The following is a 13,422-nucleotide window of genomic DNA, read 5'->3' on the forward strand; positions in this document are numbered from 1 at the left end:
TCTGCTCGATAGGGTGAACCTACGGCGCGTTGGCCACGCCCGGCGGGAGGAAGCGGGCGCCGGTCACCTTCTCGGAGATGCCTTCGCGGTCGAGGTACGGCGTGACCCCGCCGAGGTGCAGCGGCCAGCCCGCGCCGAGGATCATGCACAGGTCGATGTCGCGCGCGTCGGCGACGACCCCCTCGTCCAGCATCAGCCGGATCTCGCGGGCCAGGGCCGCCGTCGCCTCGTCGCGCAGCTCGTCGGCCGTCGACGGGGAGGAGCCGACCTCCAGCAGCGCGAGCACCTCCGGGTCGGGGTTGCCCTCGGCGTCGGTGAAGCCGCGCTTGCCGGCCGCGACGACCCGGCCCAGGTTGGCCGACACGCCGAACCGGTCCGGGAACGCCGTGTGCAGCGTCTCCGCCACGTGGTGCGCGACGGCCGGGCCGACCATGCCGAGCAGCGCCATCGGCCGCATCGGCAGGCCGAGCGGGTCGAGGGCGGAGTCGGCCACCTCGATCGGGGTGCCGTTGTCGACGGCGGCGGTGACGACCCCCAGGAAGCGGGTCAGCAGCCGGTTGACCACGAACGCCGGCCGGTCCGCCACGAGCACCGAGGACTTCTTCAAGGCCTTGCCGACGGCGAACGCGGTGGCGAGCGTCGCGTCGTCGGTCCGGTCGGCGCGGACGATCTCCAGCAGCGGCATCATCGCGACCGGGTTGAAGAAGTGCAGCCCGACGACCCGCTCGGGGTGGGCGAGCCCGGCGGCCTGCTCGCTGACGGACAGCGAGGAGGTGTTGGTCGCCAGGACGCAGTCGTCGCGGACGATCTTCTCGACCTCGGCCCAGACCTGCTTCTTGACGCCGAGGTCCTCGAAGACGGCCTCGAGGACCAGGTCGGCGTCGGCGAAGGCGGCCTTGTCGGCCGAGCCGCTGACGAGGCCCCGGTACTTGGCGGCCTTGCCCGGGTCGAGGCGCTTCTTCGACACGAGCTTGTCGATCTCGGCGAGCACGTAGCCGACGCCCTTGTCGACGCGGGCCTGGTCGAGGTCGGTGAGGACGACCGGGACCTCGAGCCGGCGCACGAAGAGCAGCGCCAGCTGCGAGGCCATCAGGCCGGCGCCGACGATGCCGACCTTGTTGACGTCGCGGGCGAGACCCTTGTCGGGCGCGCCGGCGGGCCGCTTCGCGCGGCGCTGCACGAGGTCGAACCCGTAGAGGCTGGCCCGGGACTGGTCGCCCATGAGCAGGTCGGCGAGCGCCTCGTCCTCGGCCGCCGTGCCCTCCTCAAACGTTGCACTGCGAGCCAGCGCCAGCAGCTCGAGGGCCTTGTTGGCGGAGTTGACGGCGCCGTGCAGCCGCTCGTCGAGCTGGTGCTTGGCGAAGAACAGCACGCCGTCCCACATGTCCCGGTCGATCTCCGGGCGCGTGACGGTGACGGTGCCGTCGACGACACCCTCCGCCCAGGCCAGGGACCGCTCCAGGTAGTCGGCCGGTTCGAAGATCTCGTCGGCGATGCCGAGCTCGCGGGCCTGGGCCGGCTTGAGGGTCTTCTGGGTGAGCGGGTTCTGGATGATGACCTGCGCGGCCGGGGCGATGCCGATGAGGTTCGGCAGCAGCTGGGTGCCGCCCCAGCCGGGCACGAGACCGATCGCGACCTCGGGCAGGGCGAGCGCCGCGGCGCCGGCGGAGACCGTCCGGTAGTGGCAGTGCAGCGCCACTTCCAGGCCGCCGCCCATCGCCGCGCCGTTGATGAAGGCGAACGTCGGTACCGTGGAATCCTTGAGCTTGCGGAACACCTTGTGGCCGTAGCGGCCGAGCTCCAGGGCCTGCTCGCGCTCGGTGAGCAGCGGCATGGCGGTGATGTCGGCGCCGACGCAGAAGATGTACGGCTTGCCGGTGACCGCGATGAACTTCGGCGCGGCCGCCACGGCCTCGTCGATCGCCGCGTCGAGGCTCGCCAGGCCGCCGGGGCCGAACGAGTTGGGCTTGGTGTGGTCGAAGCCGTTGTCGAGCGTGATCAGCGCGGCGCGCTCCCGCGAGGGCAGGGTCACGAAGCGCAGCAGCGCCTTGGTCACGACCTCGTTCGGGTTGCTGATGGTCGTGCTCACTTGCCGCCCTCCCAGTTCGGGTTCTCCCAGATCACGGACGCGCCCATGCCGATGCCGACACACATGGCGGTGAGGCCGTAGCGGACCTCGGGGTGCTCGGCGAACTGCCGCGACAGCTGCGTCATGAGCCGCACGCCGGAGGACGCCAGCGGGTGCCCGACGGCGATCGCGCCGCCCCACGGGTTGACCCGCGGGTCGTCGTCGGCGATGCCGAAGTGGTCGAGGAACGCCAGGACCTGCACGGCGAAGGCCTCGTTGAGCTCGAACAGGCCGATGTCGTCGATGCCCAGGCCGGCCTGGCGCAGCGCCTTCTCGGTCGCCGGGACCGGGCCGAAGCCCATGACCTCGGGCTCGACGCCGACGAAGCCGTAGGAGACGAGGCGCATGCCGACCGGCAGGCCCAGCTCGCGGGCGACGTCCTCGGCCGCGATGATGGCGGCGGTCGCGCCGTCGTTGAGGCCCGCGGCGTTGCCGGCGGTGACCTTGCCGTGCGGGCGGAACGGGGTCTTGAGCGTGCCGAGCTTCTCGAGGCTGGTGTCGCGGGGCGCCTCGTCGACCGTGGCCAGGCCCCAGCCGGCCTCCGGGTCGCGGGTGGCGACGCTGACCAGGTCGGGCTGGAGCTTGCCGGCCTTGTAGGCGGCGGCGGTCTTGACCTGCGACGCGTAGCCGAACTTGTCGGCGCGCTCCTTGGTGATGCCGGGGAGCCGGTCGTGCAGGTTCTCCGCGGTGGCGCCCATGACGAGCGCCGAGGGGTCGACGAGCTTCTCGGCGATGATGCGCGGGTTGGGGTCGACGCCCTCGCCCATCGGGTGACGGCCCATGTGCTCGACGCCGCCGGCGATCGCGACGTCGTAGGCGCCGAACGCGATGCCGCCGGCGACGGTGGTCACCGCGGTCAGGGCGCCGGCGCACATGCGGTCGATCGAGTAGCCGGGGACGGTCTTGGGCAGACCCGACAGCAGGGCGGCGGTGCGGCCGATGGTCAGGCCCTGGTCGCCGATCTGCGTGGTGGCCGCGATCGCGACCTCGTCGACCCGCTCCGGCGGCAGCTGCGGGTTGCGGCGCAGCAGCTCCCGGATACAGCGGATGACGAGGTCGTCGGCGCGGGTGTTGGCATACATCCCACCGGCCTTGCCGAACGGGGTGCGCACGCCGTCGACGAAGACGACGTCGCGGACGGGACGGGGCACGGGTGTCCTCCTAGCGACGAATTACCGGCAATGTTACTCGCCAGTAAGTCCGCCGCGCCTGTGGATCCGCCCACACCCCGCCGTCCTACTCGGAAGGCACCTCCAGTGCCGCGGTGAGACCGGGCGTCACCAGCGCGACCTGCCACGGGCGCGCGCCGTAGCCGGACAGCACCGCGCCGACCGCCTCCTCGGTGAGCTCCTCCGGAGGGGACCAGGCGAGCCGCCGTACCGAATCCGGGGTGATCAGGTTCTCCGGCGGCACCCGGTTGGCGGTGGCGAGGCTGGTCACCAGCTCGCGGCAGCGCGCGAGGCGGCCCGCCGCGACCGGGTCCCGCTCGGCCCACCGGTGCGGCGGCGGGGGACCGTCGGACGGCGGGGTGGTGGGCAGCTCCCGGTCGGTCAGCGTCCGGGCGTCCGACAGTGCGGCCAGCCACGTCGGCGCGAGCCGGCGCACCGACCGCCCGCCGAACCCGGCCAGGGCCAGCAGCGTCCGCTCGTCCTTCGGGTCGGCCTCGGCCGCCGCGATGATGGCCGCGTCGGCGAGGACCCGGCCGGGGCTCGCGTCGCGCCGGGCGGCGATCTCGTCGCGGGCGTGCCACAGCGCGCGGACCCGGGCGAGCGCGCGGGCGCCCCGGACCCGGTGGATGCCCGATGTGCGGCGCCACGGGTCGGCCCGCACCCGCGGCGGGTCGCCGGCGGAGGCGACCAGCGCGGCGAACTCCTGCGCCGCCCACTCCGTCTTGCCCTGCTCGTGCAGCTCCTCGGCGAGCGTGTCGCGCAGTTGCAGCAGCAGCTCGACGTCCAGCGCCGCGTATGTCAGCCATGAGGTCGGCAGCGGCCTCGTCGACCAGTCGGCCGCCGAGTGGTGCTTCTCCAGGGTGTACCCCAGCAGCGACTCCGTCAGGGCGGCCAGGCCGACCCGTTCGAAGCCGCACAGCCTTGCCGCGAGCTCCGTGTCGAAGAGCCGGGTGGGGCGTAGCCCGAGCTCCGTCAGGCACGGCAGATCCTGACTGGCGGCGTGCAGGATCCACTCGGTGGGCGAGATCACCTCGTCGAGCTCTGGCAGCTGTCCGAAGGGCAGGGGGTCGATCAGGACGGTGCCGGCACCGGCACGGCGCAGTTGCACGAGATAGGCCCGATGCGTGTACCGGTAGCCGGAGGCGCGCTCGGCGTCCACGGCCACCGGGCCGCTGCCCTGAGCGAACCGCTCAACGGCACGCGCGAGCTCGGCCCGGTCGGTGATCGGCTCGGGCGTCCCGTCTCGGGGGGCGGTCAGCAGGACGGGCTCGGTCTTGTCGTCCGGTTTGTCCGGACTGTCTGGCTCCTCGTCCCGACGCCGCGCGGGGGGTTCGTCGGTCACCCGGACCACGGTACGTTGCGGCACCGGAACGCCGATGCAGCCGGGTCCGGCGCGTCGGTTTCCGGTCCGCCCGCGGACCGTTCCGGCGGCCGGTTCACGGGCCGTTCCGGTGGCCCGCGACACGTCATTTCGGGACGGACAAAGCCCGCCCGTGCCGGTACGGTCGCGAGCGCGGGCGGAAGTGGTACTTCCGGTTCTGTCCGTTGGTTGCCTCGGAGGTCGCGGGGCTTGTGCGAGCGGTTTAGGGTGGGGCCGACTGCGAGGCCGCACATTGACCGGGTCGCGGGACAAACGGGTGGAAAAGTGACAGGAAGGAAACGAGAAGCATGACGGCCGGGTATGACCCTTCCAACCCGGTGGCTTCCGGAACCTCCGATTCGTACGATCGTCCGCGGCACACGGACCGATCCGGCGAAGATTCGGAGCGGCTCGGTCCACTTCCTCCACGTATGACCCAGACCGGGGCGTTCCCGGCCGCCGGCGTGTCGCCCGCGGGCGGGCCGGCCACCGGTGGCTTCCCGGCCCAGCCGACCAGCGCCTGGCCGGTCTCGGCACCCGCCGGGCCGGCGCCGAACAGTGGGCCGCCACACCTCGTACAACACCCGCAGCAGCCCGCCGCGAGCCGTGGCCGCAGCGGAGTCCTCGCCCTGGTCATCGCCGTGGTCCTGCTCGTGGTCGTCGGCGTGCAGGCGGCGTTCATCATTCGTCTCGAGTCCCGCCTGGACAAGGCCGAGAAGGCCGCCACCGCCGCGAAGACCACGGACGAGTCCCGCCTCAAGGCGCTCGAGGACCGCGCCGACAAGCTCGAGGCGAAGGCCGGCGGCAACCTCGACGCGGCCGCGGTCGCCGAGAGCGTCCGCCCGAGCGTGTTCCGCGTCACCACCAAGTACGCGACCGGCACGTCGTTCGCGCTCGGCAAGGCTCCCTCGGGCGGCGGCACGAACCTCATCACGAACTACCACGTCGTGCAGGAGGCGTACGAGAAGGGCGAGCGCGACGTCAGCATCGAGCGGACCAACCAGCGCTTCCCGGCGAAGATCATCGAGGCGCACCCCGACAAGGACCTGGCGGTGCTGCACACCGACGAGGAGTTCACCCGGCTCGTCCCGGCCGCGCAGGTGCCGAAGGTCGGCGAGCCCGTGCTCGTCGTCGGCGCCCCGCTCGGCCTGGAGGACACCGTCACCACCGGCGTCGTCAGCGCGTTCCGCTCCCTGAGCGGCGAGGACCTCATGCAGTTCGACGCGGCGATCAACCCCGGCAACTCCGGCGGCCCCGTGTTCAACGCCAAGAAGGAAGTGGTCGGCGTCGCGACGCTGAAGGCGCGCGAGGCCGAAGGCATCGGTCTGGCCATCCCGATCTCGGTGGTCTGCCAAACGATCAGCATCTGCTGACAGCTGCACCACGCCGCCGCGTCCCGGTCGCGACGGCCGCTACACCCCTGGCCGGGGCGCTTGCCCGGAAGGATTCTCAGGAGGAAGAACGACCATGACATACCCCGGCAACCCCCAGGGGAACCCGAACGAGGGCTACGCCTACCCCGACCCGAACGCGCCGCAGGGGGCCTACCCGCCGCCGGCCGCGCCGCAGAACCCGTACGGCGCCCCGGTGCCGCCGCAGCCCGCCCCGATCCACGACCAGGGTTACGGCCAGCCGCAGCCCAACCCGTACGACCAGGGCACGCAGCAGATGCCGTCCTACGGCGAGCCGCAGCCGGCCGCCTACAACCTCGAGCCGTCGGTCTCCGCGCCGCCGACCTCGCCGATGATGGCGAACCCGCCGATGTCGGCGCCGCCGATGTCCGGCCCGCCCGTCGCGTACGGCCCCGTCTCCGGCCCGCCCGGGTACGCCCAGGGCGGCTACCAGACCCCCGGCCCGGCCCCGAAGAAGAGCGTGGCGGTGCCGATCCTCGCCAGCCTGCTCGCCCTCGCGGTCATCGCGGCCGGCGTGTTCGTCGGGCTGTACTTCGACAAGAGCGGCAAGCTCGACAAGTCGGAGAAGCTCGCGTCGCAGCGCCAGGACACCATCACCTCGACGCAGGGTGAGCTGGACAAGACCAAGAGCGACCTCAAGGCGAAGGCCGACGAGCTCGCCAAGGCGCAGCAGGAGCTGCGCGGCGTCACGGCCGACAGCACCGAGGCGAAGCGTCAGCGCGACGTCATCGGCAACTGCCTGAAGCTGCTGCTCGAGGCGCTGGACGCGTCCAGCAAGGGCGACAAGGCGACGCTGCAGAACAAGCTCACCGAGATGGCCAAGCCGTGCGACGAGTCCGAGACGCTGCTCGGAATCTGAGTCACTGAGGGGGCGGGCTCTTTTCGAAGGGCCCGCCCTTTGCTTTGTCGGAGTGCTGTGACGCCTGGCGGGTTGCTTTATCGGAGTGCTGTGACGCCCGGCGGGGGCAGGCCGGCCGTCGAGGCGAGCAGCGCGCACCAGGCGCTCACGTGGGCCTGCAGGTCGCCGTCGGTCGGCGTCCACGACGCCCGGATCTCCAGGTCGGCCGCGGTCGGCGGGCCGGCGAGGTCGCCGAAGCGGGTGGACAGCGTCTGCGTGACCGTCCCGCCGATCGCCGTGTAGGACGCGCCGTGGCTCTCCAGGGCGTCGGTCAGCCAGCTCCAGCCGACCTGCGGCAGCAGCGGGTCCGCGGCGAGCTCCGCCTCCATCTCGGCCGTCACGTAGGTGACGAGCCGCATCGTGCCGTCCCACGCGTCGTGGCCGGCCGGGTCGTGCAGCAGGATCAGCCGCCCGGTCGCGACCTCGTCACCGTCGCGCAGCACGGTGCCGCTCATCGCGTGGGCGAACGGCGCGAGCCGCTGCGGCGCCGGCATCTCCTCGAGCTCGATCTCGGGCCGCGCCGTGAACGCGCGCAGCTCCTCCACCGCCCGGGTGAACGTTGGGGGAGTCGCGGTCGATGGCGCCATACCGGAAGAGTAAGGCCGCGGGCCCGTTCGGGGGGTGCCGCCGCGCCGCCGATGTGCACGCAGTGAAACGATGACTTCGCTATGACTGACAATTTGCTGCTGCGTGCCGCCCGCGGGCAGGCGGTGCCGCACCCGCCCGTCTGGTTCATGCGCCAGGCCGGCCGATCCCTGCCCGAGTACCGTGCGGTCCGTGCCGGCATCGGCATGCTCGAGTCGTGCCGCCGCCCGGACCTGGTCTGCGAGATCACCCTCCAGCCGGTCCGCCGCCACAACGTCGACGCCGCGATCCTCTTCAGCGACATCGTCGTGCCGCTCCAGGCCGCCGGCGTCGACCTGGACATCGTCGCCGGCACCGGCCCCGTCGTCGCCTCGCCCGTGGCCACCATGGCCGACGTCTCCGCGCTGCCGGCGCTGGACCCTCAGGCGGTCGGGTTCGTCGCCGAGTCGATCCGGCTGCTGCTCGCCGAGCTGGGCGAGACCGCGCTGATCGGGTTCGCCGGGGCGCCGTTCACGCTCGCCAGCTACCTCGTGGAGGGCGGGCCGTCACGGCACCACGTGAAGACGAAGGCCCTCATGTACGGGGCGCCCGACGTCTGGCACGCCCTGTGCGCGCGGCTCGCCGACATCACCCTCACGTTCCTCCAGGTGCAGGCCGACGCGGGCGTGCACGCGGTGCAGCTCTTCGACTCGTGGGCCGGGGCGCTGTCTGAGGCCGACTACCGGCGCTTCGTCCTGCCGCACTCCCGTCGCGTCCTGGACGGGATCGCCGGTATTCCGAAGATCCATTTCGGCGTCGGTACCGGTGAGCTCCTGCCCGCCATGTCGGAGGCCGGCGCCGACGTCGTCGGGGTGGACTGGCGCACGCCGCTGGACGTGGCCGCGGGCCGGGTGCCGGGCAAGGCCCTGCAGGGCAACCTCGACCCGTGCGTGCTGTTCGCGCCGTGGGAGGTCGTGGAGGCCGAGGTGCGCCGGGTGGTCGCCGAGGGCCGCAAGGCGCCGGGACACATCTTCAACCTCGGGCACGGCGTCATGCCCGAGACCGACCCGGACGTGCTGACCAGGGTCGTCTCGCTCGTGCATTCGCTCTAGTACAGCGGGATCCAGCTGGTAGGTGGGGCCCCGGCTAGTACGTGGGGCTCCAGCGCCACCAGCCGTGGTCGCCGGCGAGCTGGGCCAGTCGCGAGCCGAGCATCAGCGACGTGGCGCGGGCCTCGCCGGCGAGCCGGGCGTGCACCTGTTCGGCGATCTCCGGCGCCCGGTACTCGGCGTGCTCCAGCAGCTGGAGCGTCACCGACCACCAGTAGCGGTCCTCGTCGCTGGCGTGCGGGGCGCCGGAGGCGAACCACTCGGCCAGCCCGTCGAGCAGGTCGTCGCCGACGCCGTCGGGGTCCGTCAGCCGCAGCGCCGCGCACACCCGTGCGACCACGTCGTCGTCCCAGCCCGACAGGTGCCCGCGGACCAGCGTGTGCAGCGACGGGTGCCCGAGCGCGCCGGCGGCGTCGATCTCCAGCGAGAACACGTTGTCGCGGGCGAGCCGCTCCTGCAGCACCGGCAGGATCCGCTCGTCGCGGCGCCGGGCCAGGCCCAGCAGCGCCTCGCACCTGGTGTCGTCGTGCGGGTCGTCGAGCCGCACGACCAGCGCGTCGCGCAGCACCGGGGCGTCGACCTCCGACAGCTGGGTGCCGAGCGCGAAACACGCCCAGTCGCGCACGTCGTCGTCCGGGTCGTTGCTCAGTACGAGCAGCGCCCGCACGGTGTCGTCGGGCGACGCCTCACCCAGGACGCTCGGCAACGCCTGCGCGACCGCCCGCCGCACCCGCGCGTCCGCGTGGTGGATCAGCGGCAGCAGCAGGGGCAGCGCCTCGTCGTCGTAGCACCAGGCGACCGCGTCGGCGAGCTCGGCCGGCGTCGTCGTCGTGTCCGCCAGCAGCGCCGAGATCGTCCTCGCGGTCGGCTCCACGTCGTCGACCGGCACGGCCCGCGCGGCGGCCGCCGCTGCCGCCGCCGCGGCGGCCACGGCCGGGTCGGCCGGGTCTGTGGGGTCGGCCAGGTGGTCGGCCAGGTCGGCGATGACGTCGGCGAGCGGGTCCGAGCCGCCGTTGCCCGATCCGAGCTGACCGGTGCCGATCTGCCACGGGTCGGTGGTCCAGGGCTCTGCGGTCCACGGCTCGGCGGACCAGGGCGGGTGGCCGCCGCCGGGGGCCGGCGCGCGGTCGCTCGGCTCGTCCGGGGACGGTCGGGAGGACGCGAGGTCGCTCATCCGAGAGAGTGTGCGCGCCTCCGGCGAGATCTTCCAGAGGGGTTCGTCCCAGAGATGGACATCTCGCTGGTCAGAATCGCCCGACCCGACGACATATCGACGCACTTCGGGTGTACGTCCCAGGGCTCACCGCCCCCGGCTGTCCAGTCGCAGCGACTGCCACGAGCCGTCCGCCGCCCATCCGCCGTCGACGGAGAGCGCGGCGCCGTTGACGAACCCGGACCGCTCCGGGTCCGCGAGGAACGCCACCGCCTTGGCGATGTCCCCGGGCTGCGCGAACCGCGCCATCGGCACGTGCTCGGTGATGTCGGTGTCCGCGTACGCCCCCGACGCCTGCGACTCGTCGTCCATCTCCGTCTTCACCCAGCCGGGGCAGACGGCGTTGACCCGGACGCCACGCCCGCCCCACTCCACCGCGAGCGTGCGCGTCATGCCGATCAGGCCGTGTTTGCTCGAGTTGTACGCCACCCGGTCGGCCACACCCATCAGCCCGGCGACCGAGGCCACGTTGACGATCGACCCCGAGCCGCGCACGAGCATCCGCCGCCCGAACGCCTTGCACAGCAGGAACGGCCCGGTCAGGTTCACGTCCAGGACCCGCCGCCACTGCGCCGCGTCGGTGTCCTCGGCCGGCGCGATCGACGCGATGCCGGCGTTGTTCACGAGGACGTCGCAGCCCCCGTACGCCGACTCGACCTCGGCCACGAACCGCCCCACGGTCGCCTCGTCCGACACGTCCCCTTCGAACATCAGCCCGTCGAGGTCCGCCGCCATCGTGTCGATGACCGCCAGGCGGTACCCCTCCTCGGCCAGCAGCTCAGCGGTCTTCCGCCCGATGCCCTGCGCCGCACCCGTGACGACGGCCACTCGCGTTTCTGTCATACGCCGACCATAGACTCGGGGACATGAGCGGGGCGGCACCTGATCGGGGGGCGAGGGCGTGACCGAGGGAGCGCGGCGGCGGGTCGTGGTGATCGGCGGCGGCATCGCCGGGCTGGCCGCGGCGCACCGGCTGCGCGAGCGGGCCCCGCACCTCGACGTGATCCTGATCGACCAGAGCGACCGGCCGGGTGGCAAGCTGCGCACCGTCGAGCTGGCCGGCGGCCCGGTCGAGCGCGGCGCCGAGTCGTTCCTGTCCGGCGACCCGGCCGGCGGCCCGAGCGCCGCCGTCCGCCTGGCCGAGCAGGTCGGCCTCGGCGACGCCATCGTGCACCCCGCCACCTCGAAGGCCGCGGTCGCCGCCGGCGGCACCCTCCACGACCTGCCGCCCGGCACCCTGATGGGCATCCCCGTCGACACCGACCCGCCCGAGCCCCCCGCCGCCGCGCCCCTCCTGCGCCCCGGCGAGGACGTCACCGTCGGCGCCCTGGTCCGCCCCCGCCGCGGCGACCTCGTCGTCGACAGGTTCGTCGAGCCCCTCCTCGGCGGCGTCTATGCCGGCCGCGCCGACCACCTGTCCCTGCGGATGGCGCTACCCGCCCTGGCCGACGCCGCGGAGCGCGCCGACACCCTCACCGGGGCGGTCAGGGCCGCCCTGGCCGCCCGGCGGAGCACGCCCGGCGCGCCGGTGTTCAGCGCGGTCCGCGGCGGCATGAGCCGGCTGGTCGACGCGGTCGCCGCCACCCTGCCCGACGTCCGGCTCGGCCTGCCCGTGCGGGACCTGCGCCGGGACGGCTCCCGGTGGCGGCTCACCATCGGCTCGACCCACTCGCCGTCCGCGCTGGAGGCCGACGCCGTCATCCTCGCCGTGCCCGCCACCCCCGCGGCGCGCCTGCTGTCCACCGCCGGCCTGCGCGGCGTGCCGCTGGACTATGCCAGCGTCGGGCTCGTCGCGCTGGCGCTGCCGGCCACGAAGCTGCCCGAGCTGTCGGGGCTGCTCGTGCCGGCGACGGAGGGGTTCGCGGTCAAGGCGGTGACGTTCTTCGACCAGAAGTGGTCGCACCTGCGGCGGTCCGGGCTCACCATCGTCCGCGCCTCCGTCGGCCGGGCCGGCGACGAGGCGCAGCTCCAGCGCACCGACGCCGATCTGCTCGGCCTGGTCCGCGACGAGGTGGCCCGGCTGATCGGGGCCGACCGGCTGCCCGATCCCGTGGACGCGGCGGTGTTCCGGTGGGGAGGGGCGCTCCCGCAGTATGCGCCGCATCATCGCGACCGGGTCGGGCAGCTGCGGGCGGAGCTGACGGCCCACAGCACCGCACCCGGACATCCGCCGCTCACGGTCGCCGGCGCCGCCTATGACGGCGTCGGGATCCCGGCCTGCGTCACGTCGGGGCGGACCGCTGCCGACGCCCTGCTCGAGGCACTGGAAGGATAGTGACATGACCACCAACGCCGCGCGCATCCGCGAGCTGAACGACTCGATCCGCTACACGATGTGGTCGGTGTTCCAGGCGAAGACCCCGCTCGACCCGTCGGCCCGCGCCGAGGTCGCCGCGGAGGCGGCCGGGTTCCTCGCCGACCTGGCCGCGAAGGACGTCGTGGTCCGCGGCACCTATGACGTGGCGGGGCTGCGGGCCGACGCCGACCTCATGATCTGGTGGCACGCCTCGAGCGCCGAGGCGCTGCAGGAGGCGTATGCCTCGCTGCGCCGCACCGCGCTCGGCGCCCACCTCGCGCCCGTCTGGTCGCAGATGGCGCTGCACCGGCCCGCGGAGTTCAACAAGAGCCACATCCCGGCGTTCCTCGCCGACGAGGAGGCCCGGGCGTGGGTCTGCGTGTATCCGTTCGTCCGGTCGTATGAGTGGTATCTCCTGCCCGACGAGGAGCGCCGGGCCATGCTCGCCGAGCACGGCAAGATGGCGCGCGGCTATGCCGACGTCCGCGCCAACACGGTGGCCAGCTTCGCGCTCGGCGACTACGAGTGGATGCTCGCGTTCGAGGCGGACGACCTGCACCGGATCGTCGACCTGATGCGGGAGCTGCGCGCCTCGACCGCCCGGCGCCACGTCCGCGAGGAGATCCCCTTCTACACGGGCCGCCGCCGGGACATCGCCGACCTGGTCGCCAACCTGCCGTAACCCACCCGGGGGCAACGGCAGCCACGCAACCCGGACACCTTTGGCACGCCCGCCTGCGGCGCACCGCCGCGTGCGCACCGCCAAGCTGTGACCGCGCGACTTCAGACGACCTTGCGCTGGTGCGTCCGCAGTGCGCGGCAGGGCGCGCAGCGCGGGGTGGCGGTCGCATGATCCGGAACGACCCTGTGCTCATGCGTCCGCAGTGCACCGACGCGTGCGCGACGCCGGGTCGGTGACCACGCGCTCCAGGCGACCTTGCGCTGGTGCGTCCGCGGTCCGCGGCTGGGGGCGTGGCGTGGAGCGGTGGTCGCGTGATCCGGGAAGACCCCGTGCTCGTGCGTCCGCGGTGCGCCGCCGGGGGCGCGGCGCGGGGTGGTGGTCGTGTGATCCGGAGACCGTGTGAGTCCGTCTGCGGGGCGTCTTGGGTGCGCGGCGCCGAGCGAGGCTTGCGTGATCCGGAAGACTTTGTGTTCTGTGCGTCCGCGGTGCGCGGCTGGGGGCGCGGCGCGGGGTGGTGGTCGTGTGATCCGGAGACCGTGTGAGTCCGTCTGCGGGGCGTCTTGGGTGCGCGGCGCCGAGCGAGGCTTGCGT

11 protein-coding genes are annotated in these 13,422 nt (G+C 73.2%); 5 read left to right on the forward strand and 6 right to left on the reverse strand.

All coding sequences use genetic code 11. The features are described from left to right. Positions 1–19: 19 nt before the first annotated feature. The 3 genes from AB0J72_RS24770 to AB0J72_RS24780 all read right to left on the reverse strand — a co-directional run bounded on the left by AB0J72_RS24770 (position 20) and on the right by AB0J72_RS24780 (position 4,639). A complete protein-coding gene (locus tag AB0J72_RS24770) occupies positions 20–2,089 on the reverse strand; it encodes a 3-hydroxyacyl-CoA dehydrogenase NAD-binding domain-containing protein (RefSeq protein ID WP_363402434.1) in 2,070 nt (689 codons plus the stop codon). Then, the gene (locus AB0J72_RS24775; protein ID WP_344503160.1) at positions 2,086–3,279 is read right to left on the reverse strand and encodes an acetyl-CoA C-acyltransferase; all 1,194 of its coding nucleotides are present in this window, start codon (positions 3,277–3,279) and stop codon (positions 2,086–2,088) included. Before AB0J72_RS24775 ends, AB0J72_RS24770 begins: the two co-directional genes overlap by 4 nt. An 85-nt stretch (positions 3,280–3,364) precedes the next feature. Continuing rightward, a complete protein-coding gene (locus tag AB0J72_RS24780) occupies positions 3,365–4,639 on the reverse strand; it encodes an HRDC domain-containing protein (RefSeq protein WP_344503159.1) in 1,275 nt (424 codons plus the stop codon). Between the two features lie 449 nt (positions 4,640–5,088). Here AB0J72_RS24780 and AB0J72_RS24785 point away from each other — a divergent pair, with 449 nt between their 5' ends. Both AB0J72_RS24785 and AB0J72_RS24790 read left to right on the forward strand, forming a co-directional pair. Further along, a complete protein-coding gene (locus tag AB0J72_RS24785) occupies positions 5,089–6,030 on the forward strand; it encodes a trypsin-like peptidase domain-containing protein (RefSeq protein WP_363402437.1) in 942 nt (313 codons plus the stop codon). Between the two features lie 94 nt (positions 6,031–6,124). Beyond that, on the forward strand, positions 6,125–6,928 hold the full coding sequence (locus AB0J72_RS24790; protein WP_363402439.1) for a hypothetical protein: 804 nt from the start codon (positions 6,125–6,127) through the stop codon (positions 6,926–6,928). Positions 6,929–7,005: 77 nt separating this feature from the next. Here the strand turns inward: AB0J72_RS24790 and AB0J72_RS24795 are convergent, their stop codons facing one another. Continuing rightward, positions 7,006–7,554, reverse strand: coding sequence for a DUF3000 domain-containing protein (locus AB0J72_RS24795; RefSeq protein WP_360558329.1), 549 nt, complete (start codon positions 7,552–7,554; stop codon positions 7,006–7,008). 81 nt (positions 7,555–7,635) lie between these two features. Between AB0J72_RS24795 and hemE the strand changes: the two genes are divergently transcribed. Beyond that, on the forward strand, positions 7,636–8,643 hold the full coding sequence (hemE, locus tag AB0J72_RS24800) for a uroporphyrinogen decarboxylase (protein WP_363402442.1): 1,008 nt from the start codon (positions 7,636–7,638) through the stop codon (positions 8,641–8,643). A gap of 34 nt (positions 8,644–8,677) precedes the next feature. Here the strand turns inward: hemE and AB0J72_RS24805 are convergent, their stop codons facing one another. Then, on the reverse strand, positions 8,678–9,814 hold the full coding sequence (locus tag AB0J72_RS24805) for a HEAT repeat domain-containing protein (RefSeq protein ID WP_363402444.1): 1,137 nt from the start codon (positions 9,812–9,814) through the stop codon (positions 8,678–8,680). 126 nt (positions 9,815–9,940) lie between these two features. Continuing rightward, the gene (locus tag AB0J72_RS24810; RefSeq protein ID WP_363402446.1) at positions 9,941–10,696 is read right to left on the reverse strand and encodes an SDR family oxidoreductase; all 756 of its coding nucleotides are present in this window, start codon (positions 10,694–10,696) and stop codon (positions 9,941–9,943) included. Between the two features lie 58 nt (positions 10,697–10,754). On the opposite strand from AB0J72_RS24810, the gene hemG reads away from it, so the two are divergent. Beyond that, complete coding sequence (gene hemG, locus AB0J72_RS24815) at positions 10,755–12,128, forward strand: protoporphyrinogen oxidase (RefSeq protein WP_363402448.1); 1,374 nt, start codon at positions 10,755–10,757, stop codon at positions 12,126–12,128. Between the two features lie 4 nt (positions 12,129–12,132). Continuing rightward, positions 12,133–12,831, forward strand: a complete 699-nt coding sequence (gene hemQ, locus AB0J72_RS24820; RefSeq protein WP_363402450.1) for a hydrogen peroxide-dependent heme synthase — start codon at positions 12,133–12,135, stop codon at positions 12,829–12,831. Positions 12,832–13,422 lie beyond the last annotated feature (591 nt).

This window comes from Dactylosporangium sp. NPDC049742, assembly GCF_040674675.1.
GTDB classification, from domain to species: Bacteria; Actinomycetota; Actinomycetes; order Mycobacteriales; family Micromonosporaceae; genus Dactylosporangium; species Dactylosporangium maewongense.

Excerpts from the sequence above, each read along its gene's own strand:
- AB0J72_RS24785 (WP_363402437.1), top strand. The coding sequence starts at position 5,089 with ATGACCCAGACCGGGGCGTTCCCGGCCGCCGGCGTGTCGCCCGCGGGC.
- AB0J72_RS24790 (WP_363402439.1), top strand. The coding sequence starts at position 6,125 with ATGACATACCCCGGCAACCCCCAGGGGAACCCGAACGAGGGCTACGCC.
- AB0J72_RS24795 (WP_360558329.1), bottom strand. The coding sequence starts at position 7,554 with ATGGCGCCATCGACCGCGACTCCCCCAACGTTCACCCGGGCGGTGGAG.
- hemE (WP_363402442.1), top strand. The coding sequence starts at position 7,636 with ATGACTGACAATTTGCTGCTGCGTGCCGCCCGCGGGCAGGCGGTGCCG.
- AB0J72_RS24805 (WP_363402444.1), bottom strand. The coding sequence starts at position 9,814 with ATGAGCGACCTCGCGTCCTCCCGACCGTCCCCGGACGAGCCGAGCGAC.
- AB0J72_RS24810 (WP_363402446.1), bottom strand. The coding sequence starts at position 10,696 with ATGACAGAAACGCGAGTGGCCGTCGTCACGGGTGCGGCGCAGGGCATC.
- hemQ (WP_363402450.1), top strand. The coding sequence starts at position 12,133 with ATGACCACCAACGCCGCGCGCATCCGCGAGCTGAACGACTCGATCCGC.